At 59.8% G+C, this 16,491-nt stretch carries 15 protein-coding genes; 10 read left to right on the plus strand and 5 right to left on the minus strand.

Annotated elements, in window-relative coordinates; translation table 11 throughout:
• The coding region (locus GSQ77_RS17060) for a cupin domain-containing protein (RefSeq protein ID WP_158903974.1) at positions 1 to 202 on the plus strand (202 nt) is incomplete at its 5' end.
• A gap of 100 nt (positions 203 to 302) precedes the next feature.
• Here GSQ77_RS17060 and GSQ77_RS17065 read toward each other — a convergent pair.
• Together GSQ77_RS17065 and GSQ77_RS17070 are read right to left on the minus strand one after the other, a co-directional pair.
• Positions 303 to 1,124, minus strand: coding sequence for an alpha/beta fold hydrolase (locus GSQ77_RS17065; protein WP_158903975.1), 822 nt, complete (start codon positions 1,122 to 1,124; stop codon positions 303 to 305).
• A gap of 181 nt (positions 1,125 to 1,305) precedes the next feature.
• Entirely contained in the window at positions 1,306 to 2,721 is a 1,416-nt protein-coding gene (locus GSQ77_RS17070; protein WP_158903976.1) for an MFS transporter, read from the minus strand.
• A gap of 586 nt (positions 2,722 to 3,307) precedes the next feature.
• Between GSQ77_RS17070 and GSQ77_RS17075 the strand changes: the two genes are divergently transcribed.
• The 4 genes from GSQ77_RS17075 to GSQ77_RS17090 all read left to right on the plus strand — a co-directional run bounded on the left by GSQ77_RS17075 (position 3,308) and on the right by GSQ77_RS17090 (position 7,931).
• Entirely contained in the window at positions 3,308 to 4,210 is a 903-nt protein-coding gene (locus tag GSQ77_RS17075; protein WP_158903977.1) for a polysaccharide deacetylase family protein, read from the plus strand.
• A 70-nt stretch (positions 4,211 to 4,280) separates the two neighbouring features.
• The gene (locus GSQ77_RS17080; RefSeq protein WP_158903978.1) at positions 4,281 to 5,138 is read left to right on the plus strand and encodes an ABC transporter substrate-binding protein; all 858 of its coding nucleotides are present in this window, start codon (positions 4,281 to 4,283) and stop codon (positions 5,136 to 5,138) included.
• A 59-nt stretch (positions 5,139 to 5,197) separates the two neighbouring features.
• The gene (locus tag GSQ77_RS29835; RefSeq protein ID WP_158903979.1) at positions 5,198 to 6,901 is read left to right on the plus strand and encodes an amino acid ABC transporter permease/ATP-binding protein; all 1,704 of its coding nucleotides are present in this window, start codon (positions 5,198 to 5,200) and stop codon (positions 6,899 to 6,901) included.
• A gap of 13 nt (positions 6,902 to 6,914) precedes the next feature.
• Positions 6,915 to 7,931 (plus strand): alpha/beta fold hydrolase, encoded by a 1,017-nt coding sequence (locus GSQ77_RS17090; protein WP_158903980.1) that lies wholly within the window; start codon positions 6,915 to 6,917, stop codon positions 7,929 to 7,931.
• A 189-nt stretch (positions 7,932 to 8,120) separates the two neighbouring features.
• Here GSQ77_RS17090 and GSQ77_RS17095 read toward each other — a convergent pair whose 3' ends face one another.
• The 3 genes from GSQ77_RS17095 to GSQ77_RS17105 all read right to left on the minus strand — a co-directional run bounded on the left by GSQ77_RS17095 (position 8,121) and on the right by GSQ77_RS17105 (position 11,773).
• A complete protein-coding gene (locus GSQ77_RS17095; protein WP_158903981.1) occupies positions 8,121 to 8,507 on the minus strand; it encodes a potassium channel family protein in 387 nt (128 codons plus the stop codon).
• 114 nt (positions 8,508 to 8,621) lie between these two features.
• A complete protein-coding gene (locus GSQ77_RS17100) occupies positions 8,622 to 10,226 on the minus strand; it encodes an FAD-dependent monooxygenase (RefSeq protein WP_158903982.1) in 1,605 nt (534 codons plus the stop codon).
• 107 nt (positions 10,227 to 10,333) lie between these two features.
• Positions 10,334 to 11,773 (minus strand): sigma-54-dependent Fis family transcriptional regulator, encoded by a 1,440-nt coding sequence (locus GSQ77_RS17105; RefSeq protein WP_158903983.1) that lies wholly within the window; start codon positions 11,771 to 11,773, stop codon positions 10,334 to 10,336.
• A 372-nt stretch (positions 11,774 to 12,145) separates the two neighbouring features.
• On the opposite strand from GSQ77_RS17105, the gene GSQ77_RS17110 reads away from it, so the two are divergent.
• The 5 genes from GSQ77_RS17110 (at position 12,146) to GSQ77_RS17130 (ending at position 16,479) form a co-directional block, all read left to right on the plus strand.
• Positions 12,146 to 13,546: a GntP family permease gene (locus GSQ77_RS17110; RefSeq protein ID WP_158903984.1), complete on the plus strand. Its 1,401-nt coding sequence runs from the start codon at positions 12,146 to 12,148 to the stop codon at positions 13,544 to 13,546.
• Positions 13,547 to 13,612: 66 nt separating this feature from the next.
• A complete protein-coding gene (locus GSQ77_RS17115; protein ID WP_158903985.1) occupies positions 13,613 to 14,323 on the plus strand; it encodes a CoA transferase subunit A in 711 nt (236 codons plus the stop codon).
• 2 nt (positions 14,324 to 14,325) lie between these two features.
• Entirely contained in the window at positions 14,326 to 14,967 is a 642-nt protein-coding gene (locus GSQ77_RS17120; protein WP_158903986.1) for a CoA transferase subunit B, read from the plus strand.
• A 269-nt stretch (positions 14,968 to 15,236) separates the two neighbouring features.
• Positions 15,237 to 16,073 (plus strand): alpha/beta fold hydrolase, encoded by an 837-nt coding sequence (locus tag GSQ77_RS17125; protein ID WP_254067690.1) that lies wholly within the window; start codon positions 15,237 to 15,239, stop codon positions 16,071 to 16,073.
• Between the two features lie 52 nt (positions 16,074 to 16,125).
• Positions 16,126 to 16,479: a RidA family protein gene (locus GSQ77_RS17130; RefSeq protein WP_158903988.1), complete on the plus strand. Its 354-nt coding sequence runs from the start codon at positions 16,126 to 16,128 to the stop codon at positions 16,477 to 16,479.
• Positions 16,480 to 16,491: the final 12 nt, after the last annotated feature.

A 16,491-nucleotide genomic window follows, 5' to 3' on the forward strand; every position in this document is an offset into this window, starting at 1 on the left:
GAGTGACCGCTTCACTGTAGTCAAGGGTGTGTTGACAGTCGAGTTTAGAGTAGGCGACGAAGTGAAGAAGATCGATGTGCGCGATTATTACGCTGTCGGTCCTGGCGTCAGTCATCACGTCAAAAATGAAACTGACGAGGACGTCGTCTACATCATGGTCCAATCGGGAGGACCACGAGATATTGTGTTAGAACCTCACTAGGAGCAGATCCAATTAATACTCGCCAAGTTGGCAAGGCGAGTAGTCCTACGCGCGTGGAGCAAAGCCCGTGCATATCGATGCGCACTGGCTTCACGCTCCACTAACGTGACAAAGCTGTTGGGGCGACGTCGGACAGGAAGTCCGCGAGCAGCCGATTGAACGCCGCTGGGCTGTCGAGACACGAGATATGGGCGGCACCCGAAATCACGTGGAACGTGGCGCCGGGGATGCCGTCCGCGACTTCCTTCGCCTGCGCTGGCGGAAACAGCTTGTCATGTTCGCCGCTGATCACCAGGGTCGGCGCACGGATCGCGACTAGCCGATCGAGAACGTCGAACGACAGCATGCCGAGTGCCACGTTCGACAACGAGGCGCCGCTGTTGCCACGCGCCAGCAATGTCCACATGGCGAGCGCCGCTTCCCCCGTAGGGCTCTCGCGAAACCGCTCGCTCAGCAGTATAGGCCAGGTCGCCTGCAGGCGGAGTTCCGGGCCCTGCGGCTTGTCGAAGGTGGCAATCCAGCCCTCGACCACCGTTTTCAGGTGCGGATCGGAAAACTTCGCGCGCGAGTTGGCGATGACGAGCGACGAGACACGCTGCGGATAATCGAGCGCCAACTGCTGCGCCACCATGCCACCCAGCGACAACCCGCAGATGATCGCCCGGTCGAGCGACAGATGATCCAGCAGCGCGATCATGTCTGCGGCAAGCGTCTCGACGCTCGCGACGCCTGCGGCCCGATCCGACAAGCCATGACCATACAGGTCCGGCACGATGACACGGTAGCCGCTATGCACGAGCAAGGGCAATTGCTGCATCCACGACAGGCCGAAATTGGTGAAGCCATGCACCAGCACGATGGGCGTACCGTCGCCGAGCGCTTCGTAATGCAGGCGGCGCGAGCCGCTGTTGAAATATGCCATTTACCTCTCCTTGATCCGCTCTCGCATGGCGGTGCTGCCGGCCGGCAGCGACGAATCCCGCGCCGTCATGCGTCCGTCTTACTCCTATCATTCTCGAATCGAGCCCGTCGAATCGAGCCCCTTGAATCGAGCCCCTTGAATCGAGCCCGTTGGATCGACCCCGTCGAGCCAAGTGCTGTCTTCACCGCGTCAGATCGGCGGTGATCTGTTCGAGCGACTTGCCCTTCGTTTCATAACCGAGCGCATAGCCCCCGACCCCGCCGACCAGCAACACACCGCCGAGCACCGCGAAAAAGGTATAGCCCGGCACGCCCGCGCCTAGTAGTGAACCCAGCACCGGTGCCGCAACGATGCCGCCGATGCGCTGCCAGCCGGCCGCCCAGCCGGTGCCGGCGGCGCGGTAGCGGGTCGGATAGACCTCGCTCGTGTAAGCAAACAAGGGGCCGCCCGCCGCGCCGGACGCAAAGAAGGCAGTCAACGCTCCCAGTCCGAGCAGCGCACCGGGAGTAGTCGCGTTTCCCCACACGAACATCAGCATGCCGCCGATGACGAAAAACAGCGACACCGCGTTGCGCCGCCCCCATCGCTCGAGCAACAGCCCGCCGCCGAGGTTGCCGAGCGCACCCGCGCCGGCAATCACGCCGGTGAAGGCGAAACTCTTGACGATGGGAAAGCCCATCTTGGCGAAAATCGACGGCAACCAGATAGCCAGCCCGAAAAATACGGCCCCACCGGCAAACTGCATCAGCCAGATACCGATCGTCGGCTTCAGATAGCCACCTGAAAATATCTCGCGCAGGCGCGCCGGATCATGCACCGGTGGCCGGCTGGCGCTCGCGACCGAGCGCGGCTCAACCGTACTCAAACTCGCGACTATCGTTTCGGCCTTGCCGAGTTCGCCGCGGTTGATCAGGAACCGCACCGACTCGGGCAGCCTCAGCCACATCAGCATCAACACAATGGCGGGCAATGCGCCCACCACGAACATCCCGCGCCAGGTGAACGCCGGCACTACCAAGATCGCGATGAACGCCGCAAAAAAGCTCGAGCCCTGCCAGAAAAATACACTCGAGGCCAGCAGCAGACCGCGGCGACGGGTGGGCATGAATTCGGAGAGGTACGTGAACACGAGCGGCACTTCCGCGCCCAGCCCTACGCCCTGCAAAATGCGCAACGCGAGCAGCGACGTATGGCTCCAGGCGCATGCGGTCGCCAAGCTCACCAGGCAGTAGGCCAGTATCGCGCCGACGAGCGCGCGCTTGCGGCCGTATTTATCGGCGAGAATACCGATCAGCACCGAGCCCGCGAACATGCCGAGAAACACGCTCGAGGCGAGCACTCCGGCCTGACGTCCATTCAACGCAAAGCTCGCCATGATGCCGGGCAGCACCAGCCCCATCATGTTGATATCGAAGCCATCGAAGAAATGGCCCAGCGCCACGGTGATGTACATCGCCCAATGCTTAGTCGTGAACGCCGAGTGATCAAGGCTGTTGAGCAACTGGTCAGCGCTCGCGCCGCGTGTCTCGGGTCCCGCTTCAGCCGCCGCTGTAGTGCCGGCCGAATCGCCAGGTACTCCGTCGATGGTGGTTTTCATCAGCTCCTTCTCCGCGGTATGGTGGTGTTCCTGAACGATTGCATCGTTGAGTCGCTGACCGCGATTACAAGCGAAAAAAAACAAATTGTCAATTACTAGACAAATTGTCTTGCCATGGTGGAAGCCTGTTCCAGGTGGACTCGACCTCAGCAAAAATTCCTCACGGAAGTCAGGATATTCGCAATATCTGTCGCAAGCTTTTCGTACGTAGCAAGGTTCGCCGGAGGGTCCAGAGGTATCGTGAAGGACGCGAAGCCCGGTGACCTGCTGGAGGTGCGTTATCTGCAAATGCTTCCGCGCTTCAACTACGGCTCGAACCTCGCGGCGCACGGTTGTAACGCAGCGCAGTAGTGCTAACCGCATTGTTATCGATGGCACGGACATTGCTTTTTAATCTCTTACTGGGAGGTGCACGCGATCATCCGGAAGTCGCTCTTCACCGCGTGACGTTGTGAGTAATGACCTTCCATGCGCATGTGTACAAGAGTTTGTTCGCAGCAAGCTCTATGCGGCTATTTTGGCTTCGCTACCATGGGTTCTGACGTGAACACAGGCGTACGCGCCGTTCGACAGGACTCACTGGACCATGGATTCCCCCGCACATCGTTCGCTGCCCGAGCACGGGCGCTTTCAATATTCACCGATCAACAGCCGCCCTGTTTATCGCTGGCCTGACGGTTCCCGGCTAGCGGTCTATATCGGCTTCAACATCGAGCACTTTGCGTTCGGCGAAGGACTGGGGCCGACTATCGGTCCGGTGATGCCCGAACCGGATGTGCTAAATCACACGTGGCGTGAGTACGCATTGCGCGTGGGCGCGTGGCGCTGCCTCGATCTCTTCGATGACCTCGCGCTGCCGACCGCGGCCATCATCAACACGGCGCTCTACGATCACTGCCCTGAGCTGGTCGCCGCGTTCGCTCAGCGTGGCGATGAACTCGTCGCGCACGGCCATACGAATTCGGAACGACAAGGAACGCTGACTGAAGACGACGAACGCGCGCTGATCGTGGCATGTCGCGAGCGGATCGCAGCGCAAAGCGCGCAGCAGCCAGCAGGCTGGTTATCGCCGTGGCTATCGGAGAGTCAGGTCACCAGCGATCTGGTGGCCGAAGCGGGTTACCAGTACACGCTCAACTGGTGTCACGACGATCAGCCGACGCGCCTGCTTACGCGCAACGGTCGGCCGCTGTGGGCGATTCCGTATCCGGAAGAAGTCAACGATATCCCGATGATCCTCGCGCGCCAAATGGACGCGAAGTCGTTCGCCGATCTGGTAATCGATCACTTCGAGGAAATGCTGCGGCAATCTGCGCGGCAGCCGCTGGTGATGGGCATTGCGTTGCATGCATACCTAATGGGACAGCCGCATCGTTTATGTCACTTGCGACGCGCGCTCGAACATATTGCCCGCGCGCGCGACGACGGCCGCATCTCCATTACTACGCCGGGTTCGATTGCAAGTCATATGGACTTGCTCGGCCATTAGACCACTTCATTCTCACTTCGCTATACCGCCTCTTCCACGCGTATTTCGTTCAACCTCTATAGGATTCGCCATGTTCATGTCAAAGGCAATCAAGCTGCTGTTATGCGCTCTCACCGGCCTTCTCCTCGCACAAGGCGCGTCAGCGCAATCATGCGAACCGTCCAAGGTGGCTCAAAAATATCCATCGCTTGCGGGCAAGACCATCAAGATAGGGGTGGACCCCGAGTCGCCGCCGTATGCGTTTCGTGACAACAAGGATTTCAACAAGATCATCGGCGCCGATGCCGACATGGCCCGGGCCGTGTTTGACTGCGCTGGCGTGAAGACGGAATTCTTCACTGCCGGCTGGCCGGGGCTGCTGCCCGCACTGCGTGCCGGACAGATCGATGTGATGTGGGACTTGCTGTACTACACGCCGGAACGCGCGAAGGAAACGACCTTCGTCACGTATATGCAGGCCGGCACAGGCGGTTTGGTGGCGGCTGGTAACCCCAAGAAGATCGATGACATCTCCAAGCTCTGCGGCCTCACGGTGACCGCCGGCATCGGCACTGTCGAACTGACGATGGCGCAAGCGCAAGGCGCCAAATGCAAGGCCGAAGGCAAGCCTGATGTAACCATCATGACGTCCGCCGATATCGCGTCAGGCGCGCGCCTCGTCGCAAGCCAGCGCGCCGATGTCATGATGTACGACCTGGCGCTCGTCGACGGTCTCGCGAAACAGAACCCACAGATGTACACGCGCGGCTTCATGGTGACGAGCGGCATGAAGATCGGCGTGGGCGTGAAAAAGGGCAATGCCGACATGATCGCCGCCGTATCCGACGGACTCAAAATCATGCAGGCCAATCAGACGCAGAAGAAGACCTTTCAGCAGTACGACGTAGATCCGTCGCTGGAAACGCCGACCACACTGCTTACTCAATAAAGCATGCCTGCGCGGCACACCGCGTCGTGTGCCGGTAGCGTCACAGATCAGGTTCGGAAATGAAGGCATTGCGTATCAAACACAAGATCGTCGGCGCCCTCGGTATGGTTGCCATGTTCGTATTGCAGCCGGCGATGGCCGCCGGTCTCGATCGCGTTCAGGTGCTAGACGGTTTCAAGGAGCTGGCCGGGTATGTCGGCTCGCCGTTCCTGCTCGGCGGCGCATGGATCGCGGTAAAGATCACGCTGATAGCGATGGCTATCGGGCTCGTGCTCGGGCTCGGTCTTGCGCTGATGCGGCTGTCGCGGTTCAAGTCCTTGAACTCAGCGGCGTGGGGTTATATCTGGTTCGTGCGCGGCACACCGCAACTACTGCAACTCGTGTTCATCTTCGACGCGTTGCCGCTCATCGGTTTGCGTTTCGATGAATTCACGACTGCGGTTATCGGCTTTGCATTGAACGAGGCGGCATTCAGCGCTGAACTGTTTCGTGCTGGAATCTTGTCGGTGAACCGTTCGCAATCGACCGCGGCCGCCGCACTCGGCATGGGACCGTTGCTAACGTTACGCCGCATTATCCTGCCGCAATCGATGCGAGCGGTGATCCCGGGTCTCGCCAACGACACCATCGGCATGTTGAAGCTAACGTCGATCGCGTCGGTAATCTTCGTCAACGAGCTAACATTTCGCTCGCAACAGGTGGTCGGGCAGAACTTCAAGTTCTTTACCGTGTTCGGTGCGGCGGCGGTGATTTATCTGGTCCTGACCAGCGGGATCTCGTTGCTTCAGGTGTGGCTCGAACGCATCTTCGATCACGAGCGCGACCGAACGGTCACGTTCTCCTGGTTCGGACTGCGCGCATCGACGCGTGATGTGAAACCGCTCGACGCACCGATTGTTTTGCCGGTCCCCGCCAAAGAGCCGGAGGCGAACGATCACGCATGGATCGGTACGCTGCTGCCTGCCGAAAGTCGCACGCCGCGGCACCGCGATGAACCGTTTGTCGCGTGCAGGAACGTCTGGAAATCGTATGGCAAGCGCGAGATTTTGCGCGGCGTCGACCTGTCGATCGCGCATGGCGAAGTGGTCGTAATCCTCGGCCCGAGCGGTTCCGGTAAAAGCACACTGCTCAAACTCATTAACCATCTCGAACCGCTTGACTGGGGAACGATCAAGGTCGATTCGCAGTATGTGGGTTATCGCGAAGTGCCGGGTGGCGGCGGCACGGTGCGGCCCCTGCACAACCTCGCACGTGCACGCGCCGAAGCGCGCGTGGGCATGGTGTTCCAGCATTTCAATCTCTTCAGTCATTTGAGTGCGCTGGACAATATCGTTGAAGCACAAAGGCAGGTCTATGACGTGCCGCGCGCCGCAGCGCAAGCGCTGGGCCGGGAGCTGTTGAAGAGCGTAGGCCTCGCCGCGCATGCGGATTTTCTGCCGCATCGGCTATCGGGCGGGCAGCAGCAGCGCGTGGCGATTGCGCGTGCGCTCGCGATCAAGCCCAAGTTGATGCTCTTCGACGAACCGACTTCGGCACTCGATCCAGAACTCGTCGGAGAAGTGCTGGGCGTGATGCGTGGGCTGGCCGATGCCGGCATGACGATGGTCGTGGTCACGCACGAAATCCGCTTTGCCCGCGATGTCGCCGACCGCGTCGTCTTCATGGACGGCGGCGAAGTTATCGAGCAAGGGACGCCGCGGCAGGTCATCGACAACCCGACTCACGAGCGCACACGAAAATTCCTTAACGTCGTCGCCAATTAAATAGGAGGTTCAAATGACGGACTTCGAAACTTTTAATCTTGGCCGCGTCGTGCTGCAATCCGGCGCGACGCTGCCTGACATGCTGCTCAGCTACAAGACGTATGGCCGACTGAATGCGGCGCGCGACAACGCGATTGTCTATCCGACGTTTTATAGCGGCAGCCATGTCGACAATGAGTGGCTGATTGGGGAACGCATGGGGCTCGATCCGCGCGAGTACTTCATCATTGTGCCGAATATGTTCGGCAACGGCGTATCGACTTCGCCGAGTAACAATCCGCAGCCTTATGATCGTGGCCGCTTTCCGCATGTGACGCTCTACGACAACGTCGCGATGCAGTATCGCCTTGTGACCGAGAAGTTTGGCATCGAGTCGCTCAAACTCGTCACTGGCTGGTCGATGGGCGCGATGCAGGCGTTCCATTGGGCCGCAATGTATCCGAATATGGTCGAGCGCATTCTGCCGTTCTGCGGAGCGGCGCGATGCTCGCGGCACAACTTTGTGTTTCTCGAAGGGCTTAAGGCGCCACTACTGTTGGACCCAGAGTTCAAGGACGGGTTCTACGATGCACCGCCGACGCGTGGAATGCGCGCTGCTGCACGTGTGTTTGCAGGGTGGGGATTTTCGCAGGCGTTTCTGCGTCAACGGCTCGACATGGAAGCGATGGGATATGGCTCTCTCGAGGACTTTATTACCCAGTTCTGGGAGGGCGATTTCTTGAAGAAGGACGCGAACAATATTTTGTCGATGATGTGGAGCTGGCAGCACGGCGATATTTCCGCGAATCCGCTTTATAAGGGCGATTTCGATCGGGCATTGGGCAGTATCACTGCGAAGGCTATTGTGATGCCCGGGCGCACAGATCTGTATTTTCCGCCGGAAGATAGTGAGTATGAGGTTGCGAAAATGCGCAACGCGCAGTTGCGGCCTATCGAGTCGGTTTGGGGGCATTTTGCGGGCGGCCCTGCGGCCAACGCTGTTGATGTTAAATTCATCGATAGTGCGGTGAGGGAAATTTTAGCTATGTAGTGGTCGGTTTTTTTGCGCTCGCTCCTGCTTGCGCCAGATTGCTCTTGGATGGTCTGGTGCGGGTTGGAAACGCACGGATCGGCGACTTAGCAGCCTTTTGCCAACCATGCCCCGTGAAATCCAGCGGGAATTCGCCTGGGCAGCCGTACTAAATCACAAAATATTAAGTTTCAATGAGTGTAGTCGAGCCTAGTCAAGCCGTAATCCCGCCCGGCGCGCAGCCACTTGGATAGCATAAACAGCGGAAGCAGTTACTACACCCGTTATCAACACGCCGAGTAGTCCAAGCGAAACCGCGACTATGCGCCCGAGCGTGGTGGTCGGTATCACGTCGCCGTAGCCAATGGTCAGCGCCGTGACTGCGCAAAAGTAGAAAGTTTGGCCCACCGATGAGGGTGTGCGTGTAGCCGTATCGACTGCCCCCCCAACCGAATACATCGCGGCTGACAAAGCAAGGAACAGTATCAATAGCATCGCCAGAATAGCGCGCAGGTGCCAAAGTACCTTGGCAAACTCGGCAATGGCTTGGCGCGGCTGGATTCGGGCGCGAACAACTTCGTTGCCTGCATCGTCCATGTCATGAACCTCACAGATTTCCCGGGCTCTCTTTTTCCCGAGCCTAAACTCGAAATGGTAACAAGGCAGATTCGACAACGTTATTACATCTTTATGTCGTGGCCTCGCCAACGCTTAAGCCGGGCGCTTCAGCCGCTCGTAGTGTTCGCAAAAATTGCTGACCAAATCCCCCGAGCAGTCACGAGTTCGCCATCCGATATGGCCGTCCGGTCGCACTATCCATACCATGCCCCCCGGCGCGCCGAATGTGTCGGCGAATTCGTTTGCACTATCCGTCAACACCGTCATCAGTTCGTCGCCCTGCACTTCGCAACCCCGCGCAGTGACAAGCACAGCCGACGCGGCGCCAGGCAACAGCGCAGCAAGCGCGCGACAACCATCGACGAACGCGTCATATTGCTCGCCAGCCGCATCTGCATAACCGAGCAACGTGTGTCGTCCATTGCCGACAAACTCGTGGAGTCGCCGAGGGTATCCGACAAAACGCTGAGACAAGCCGCCCACATCCGGCAGTCGGTCGCCGGGTGCCGGCAACTCAAGCGCCACGTCCGGGCAAGCGTCCGACACGATCGCGCTGCCGCGGTACGCGATCAGCAGTTGCGTCTCGCGCATCGCCGGATTGGCTGCCTTCCGGGCCAGAACGGCATTGAGCGCCGCGCTCGTCGACTGGACGACGTCGAGGCCGACGGGATGCCGTTCCGCCGAGTAACTAGCAAGCAGTTCCGGACCCGCGCTGCCTTTCGCCACGAGCGCAAGTTTCCACGCGAGGTTATGCGCGTCTTGCAGCCCGGTGTTCATGCCCTGCCCGCCTACGGGCGGATGGATATGTGCGGCGTCGCCGGCAATAAACACGCGCCCTTTTCCGTAAGCCGGTGCGATGCGATGACTTACTCGATAAACCGAAGACCAGCGCATCGACGACAGCCGCGTTCCCTGCGGCAGCGAGGGTAGCAATAGTGAGGACATCATATCGAAGTCCGGTGCCGTAACACCCGCCAACGAAGCCGTCCGCGCCTCTTGTACGATCATCGAAAGCCGGTAGCGCCGCGCAGAGCCACGAACGGGCACCGCCGCGAGTGACGCATTGGCACGCGCAGCATCGCTCCATTCGAAGCGATACATCGGCCCACGCGGAAACGCCCAGTCCACGTCCACGTCGGCCAGAGCAAACGTCTGCGGAAATTTCTCGCCTTCAAACGGCAGGCCCAGTGCTGAACGTACCTTGCTGCCCGCCCCGTCACACCCGACGAGCCATCGGCAACGCACGGTGCACGCCTCGCCCTGAGGCCCCGTCAGGTGCGCTTCGATCGCATCGTCCATTTCGGAAAAACTGTCCAGCGTGTAGCCATAACTCACGTGCCCGCCATGTTCGGTAAATGCCGCTTCGAGCAGCCACTCCGTCTCGTACTGCGCAAGCGAAAGCGACCCGTAGGGCAAGCCGTGTTCCGGCATGCGCATGCTACGCGCCGGCACGATAGCTCCGTCGACCCACGTTTGGACGCCGGTGAGCCATACGCCTGCCTCGATCGCGCGATCAACGATGCCCAGATCGTCGAATATTTCGAGTGTGCGTGGCGTAACACCCAGCGCCTTGCAGAAAAACCCCCTTGCCGGCATCCGGTCAATGACGCTCACCGCAATTCCGTCACGCTGCAATTCGGTTCCAAGCAGCAAACCAACCGGTCCAGCACCTACGATCAGGACATCCACGTCTTCCATAATCGGCTCCTCACGGTTCATTGAGCACCCCGACTTTAACTATGGCACATTGCCGTGCGATCCAAAGCGGAAATCGACGTTCCCTAACCGAATGCTCAAGCTTTGCCTCAGATCTCGATGCCTAGCGCCGCAATTTTCTTGTACAGCGTCGCACGACCCATGCCGATGCGGCGCGCGGCATCCGGCACACGACCCGCGCTAGCAAGCAACGCGTCGCGCAGAAAGCCATACTCGAAAGCCGCCATCGCCTGTGCATAGGACGGTGCGAGGCTATCTTCCGCTTCGACCGGCAATGGCGGCGGCAGGCGCGCGGAGTCGATGAAGCGTGCCAGCACGCGGGCGTCGATCTGTTCGCTGTCCGATAACATCACAGCGCGCTCCAGCGTGTTGCGCAACTCCCGTACATTGCCGGGCCACGAGTAGGCGCACAGCAACTGCAGCGCATCGTCCTGGAGAGAAAAATTGCACGACCGCCCGGGACGCGCCTGCTCCGAGAGATCTTCCAGAATCGCATAGGCCAGCGTACCGATATCGGAAAGACGTTCACGCAAGGGCGGCGCATTGATGGTCAGCACATTGAGCCGGTAAAACAGGTCGGCGCGAAACCTGCCTGCAGCCACCAACACGGGAAGATCCGCCGAAGTCGCCGCAATGATGCGCACATCGGCGCGCACGATCCGGTTCGACCCGAGCGGCTCGAACTCCTTGTCCTGCAGCACCCTTAACAGCTTGCCCTGTAGCGGCAGCGGCATATCGCCGATTTCGTCGAGGAACAACGTGCCACCGTCGGCCAGTTCGAATTTACCCACCCTGCCCTTGCGCTCGGCACCCGTGTATGCGCCTGCTGCGGCGCCGAAGAATTCAACCTCCAGCAGCGTGTCGGGGATGGCCGCGACATTGACCGTGACGAGCGGCTTGGCCGAACGCGCCGATGCACCGTGTATCGCGTGGGCGAGCAGTTCCTTGCCAGTGCCGGTTTCGCCCAGCAGCAGCACCGGCGAGTCGACTTGCGCGGCACGGCGGGCCAACCGCTTCACTTCGACGCTGGCCGGGCTCGTGCCGACGAAACTTGCGAAGGAATACTTGGCGCGGCGCGCTTGCGCCAGCGATTGACGGGTCGCGATGAGCTCCTGCTGCACACGCGAGTAATGCGAAAACAGCGGCGTGAGCGCCTTCATTTCATCGAACAGCGCAAAGCCGATGGCACCGATCGTGATGCCGTGATCGTCCTTGAGCGGCAAGCGCGTGACGATCAGCGGCTCGGGCGCGGTATCGAGCAAGTCCAGGAGAATCGGCTTGCCGGTCGCCACCACTTCGCGCATCAGGCTATTCGGGATCACCGTTTCGCAATCCCGGCCGATCACCTCGCGCGGATCGGCATAGCCGAAGCGCGCCGCATAACGCTTGTTTATCCAGACGATGCGTGCGTCCTGATCGACGATCACCGTGCCCTCGCTCGAGTTCTCGAAGGTCTTGAATAACGAGTCCATCGCCCGCCGCAGTACGTCGCCGTAGTCGGCGGGCACGTTGCTCCAGTCCTCCCGCATGCATGTCTCCAACTGATTGATATTGCCTGGACGTCTTGATATGGAGACGCGATATCTCTATACAGAGATTTCCGAGCCGCCATTATATATAAGCATTTCTCGACCGCGGGGTAGCATGACATCTTAATAAATATCTCCATATCGAGACGAAATAAGAAACGCGGCGAACGCGCGAGGCCCGTGCGAGAGGATTCTCCAGGCGGCGCCGCCCCTGGCACGGAAACTGCGTGACGTATTCCGATGCGCCAAAGCGCACGCAATCCCGTTTCTTCCGACGCCCGTTTTTCGTGGCCGCGGAACATAAAATTTCCGCGACGACGGAATAGAAAAACTTCCGCGGCGCGGAACACAAAAAATATTTTTGGAGACCTCATGTCATTCGTTGTTGTTCTTGCTGCTCTAGTGTTCTTGATGCTGGCGGCTTATCGCGGCTACAGCGTGATCCTGGTCGCGCCGCTGGCTGCCCTCGGCGCCGTGCTGTTGACCGAACCGGCTGCTGTCGCACCGGTGTTCACGGGTATCTTCATGGAAAAGATGGTGGGCTTCGTCAAGCTCTACTTTCCCGTGTTCCTGCTCGGCGCCGTGTTTGGCAAAGTGATCGAGCTATCGGGCTTTTCCGAGTCGATTGTCGCAGCGGCGATACGCTATATCGGTAAGGGCCGTGTCAATGCGGTGATCGTTGCGGTATGCGCGCTACTCACCTACGGCGGCGTCTCGCTTTTCGTGGTTGTGTTCGCGGTCTATCCGTTTGCCGCCGAGATGTACCGTCAAAGCAATATTCCAAAGCGCTTGATGCCGGGCGCCATCGCCTTGGGCGCGTTCTCGTTTACGATGGACTCTCTGCCCGGCACGCCGCAAATCCAGAACATCATCCCCACCACCTTCTTCAAAACCACAGGCTGGGCTGCGCCGTGGCTAGGCACGATCGGTTCGCTGTTCATCATCGTAGTCGGGCTGACATTCCTGGAGTGGCGCCGCCGCTCGGTCACCGCTACCGGCGAAGGCTACGGCACCTCGCTTGTCAACGAACCGCAGCGCGTCCAAGCCGCGCATCTGCCCAATCCCCTGCTGGCGATTGCTCCGTTGATACTGGTTGGCGTCGCCAATTTCGCTTTGACCAAGTTGATCCCGCAGTGGTACGGCAGCAGCTATTCGGTGCCCGCGGACGTCTTACCCGGCGTGCATACGCCGCTCACCACCGCGGTGCCCGGGGTCGTCGGGATTTGGGCGGTTGAAGGCGCATTACTGCTCGGCATCGTGCTGGTGTTGTTGACCGCGTTTGGCCGGGTTCGTACGAATTTTGCCGATGGCACCAAGCTGGCTGTCGGCGGTGCGCTGCTTGCCGCGATGAATACCGCGTCGGAATATGGTTTCGGCGGCGTGATCGCCGCTCTGCCGGGGTTTGCGGTGGTAGCCAATACGCTCAAGGGCATCCCCAATCCGCTCGTCAATGCAGCGGTGTCGGTCAGCTCGCTGGCCGGTATTACCGGTTCCGCATCGGGCGGCATGAGTATCGCGTTGGCGGCCATGTCAGACACCTTCATCAAGGGTGCACAGGCCGCGCATATTCCGCTGGAGGTGTTGCACCGTGTGGTTGCAATGGCCAGCGGCGGCATGGATACCTTGCCACACAATGGCGCGGTCATCACGCTGCTGGCGGTCACCGGCCTGACGCATCGGCAGTCGTACCGGGACATATTTGCAGTCACGATCATCAAGACGCTCGCGGTGTTTTTCGTGATCGCCGTGTACTACATGACCGGCCTGGTTTGATTCAGCGTTTGATTTTTCCGTCGGCAACGCTCAGGCGCGCATAAAGCTCATACAGGAGGACTTTCGATGAACAAGCACTATCCCAGCGCCCAAGCGGCGCTAGCGGACGTGGTCAAGGATGGCCAGACGTTCGCGGTTGGCGGCTTCGGCCTATGTGGCATCCCCGAGGCCTTGATTGCCGCGCTGCGCGTTAGCGGCGTGAAGAACCTGACCTGCATCAGCAACAACGCCGGGGTGGATGGTTTTGGTCTGGGCCTGCTGCTGGAAACCCGTCAAGTCAAGAAGATGATTTCGTCGTACGTGGGCGAGAACAAAGAGTTCGAGCGCCAGTACCTGGCCGGCGAACTCGAACTGGAATTCACACCGCAAGGCACGCTGGCTGAAAAGCTGCGCGCCGGCGGCTCGGGCATACCGGCGTTTTTCACCAAGACGGGCTACGGCACGATCGTGGCCGAGGGCAAGGAAGTGCGCGAATTCGATGGCGAAAACTACGTCATGGAAAAATCGTTGACGGCCGATATCGGTCTGGTCAAGGCCTGGAAGGCCGACAAATCGGGCAACCTGATTTATCGCCGCACGGCGCGCAACTTCAACCCGATGTGCGCGATGGCGGGCAAGATCACGATAGCCGAAGTCGAGGAAATCGTCGAAGTGGGCGAGCTGGACCCGGATTCGATTCATACCCCGGGGATCTTCGTGCAGCGCATCGTGGTGAACGCGCATCCGGAAAAACGCATCGAGCAGCGGATCGTGCGCAGCGGGAAAAAAGGAGAATAACGATGGCCTGGACTCGGGAAGAAATGGCGGCGCGCGCGGCCAAGGAATTGAAGGACGGTTTTTACGTCAATCTTGGCATAGGGCTGCCCACGCTGGTGGCCAACCATGTGCCCACGGGCATCGAAGTATGGCTGCAATCGGAAAACGGTTTGCTGGGCATCGGCCCGTCGCCGTATGAAGACGAAGTGGACGCGGACATGATCAACGCGGGCAAGCAGACGGTGACCACGCTGCCGGGCTCGTCGATTTTCTCGTCGGCCGATTCGTTTGCGATGATACGCGGCGGGCACATCAATCTGGCGATCCTGGGGGCGATGCAGGTCAGCCAGCATGGCGATTTGGCCAACTGGATGATCCCGGGCAAGATGATCAAGGGCATGGGCGGCGCGATGGACTTGGTGGCTGGCGTGAAGCGTGTGGTGGTGATCATGGAGCACGTTGCCAAGGGCGACCAGCACAAGATACTCGAAGCGTGCAATTTACCGCTCACGGGCGTGGGTGTGGTGAACCAGATCATTACTGACCTGTGCGTATTGGATGTCACCCCGGAAGGGCTCAAACTAGTCGAGTTGGCACCTGGCGTGACGGTCGATGAGGTCAAGCAGAAAACCGGCGCGCCGGTCGATACCAGCGCGATTGCCTGAAGAGTCGCTCATCTGCAGCAATAGCTGCTGCAGTCAAAACGGGCGGAGCGATCCGCCCTTTTTTTTGGCGCAAAATAGCGGCGTTTGCCGGTATCTGAGGAGAAAATCTGATGTTCGAGCCGCTGGCTGTACCTACGCAGGCTACTCAGCCTACCCCGCACAGCCCAGGCGATGCTGCGCAGCAACCCGATCTTGGCGTTTCGGCGCACGCCCCGTTGCAACCGCACTTCAATAGCGTTCGCTGTATCAGTCCGGCGGGATTGCACCGGATGGCATATACAGAATGGGGCGATCCTCACAACCCGCGCGTGCTGATTTGCGTGCACGGCCTAACGCGCAGCGGACGCGATTTCGACGCGATGGCGCACCGCTTGAGGCACCATTACCGGGTCATCTGCCCCGACGTGGTGGGTCGCGGACGTTCGGACTGGCTGCTCGATCCGAGTTTCTACGTGATGCCGCAATACGTGGCCGATATGGTGACGCTGATTGCCCGCCTGGGTGTGGACACGGTCGACTGGTTCGGCACTTCGATGGGTGGCTTGATCGGTATGGTGCTGGCCGGCTTGCCGAATTCGCCGATCGCGCGCATGGCGATCAACGATGTCGGTCCCCGGCTCGAGCCGATCGCGCTTGAGCGCATCGGTGCTTACCTGGGGCAGGTGGTGCGCTTTGGCAGCGAGCAGGAAGGTATCGAGCAGCTCGCGGTGCTCGCGCAGGACTTCGGCCCGCATACGCCCGAGGAATGGCGCACGCTGAACCAGCCGCTGCTGCGCGAGCATGAAGGCCACTGGGTCGCGCGTTACGATCCTGACCTGGCGAAGCCGTTCTTGGAAACCACGCCGGAAATGGTGGTGGCCGGCGAGGCGAGTTTGTGGCAAGTGTTCGAAGCGTTCAAGGGGCCGATGCTGGTGGTGCGCGGCGAGCATTCCGATTTGCTGACACGCGAGACTGTGACCGAGATGCAGCAGCGCGGGCACCATGTGAGCGCGGTCGAGATTCCCGGCGTAGGACACGCACCAACCTTTGTACACGATGACCAGTTGCGTATTCTCGAAGCGTTTTTGCTCGGCAACAGCGCGGTTGCATCAGTTGCAACACGCTGAGTTTTTAGTTGGAACCGCAGTACTTTTTAAAATTTTAACTGGAAGACCCATCATGGCAGTGACCCGTTTGCATGTCGGAAAACGTTTGTCGGAAGTTGCGATTCACAATGGCACGGTGTATCTGGCCGGCCAGATCGCCGAAGACACTAAACAGGATATGGCCGGGCAGACCCGCGAGGTGCTGGCACATATCGATCGCTTGCTGGCCGAAGCCAATAGCGACAAGACCTTGATCTTGTCGACGCAGATTTTCGTCACCGATATGGCGAATTTCCCGGCACTAAATGCCGTGTGGGAGGGCTGGGTGGTGGAGGGGCACACGCCGCCGCGCGCCACCGTGCAGGCGCCGCTGGCGAATCCGGCTTGTCTTGTCGAGGTGGTGGTTGTAGCGGCTCAGCGCGGTTAAGCATTATTTGTT

It is taken from the genome of Burkholderia sp. L27(2015), assembly GCF_009765705.1.
GTDB lineage: Bacteria > Pseudomonadota > Gammaproteobacteria > Burkholderiales > Burkholderiaceae > LMUX01.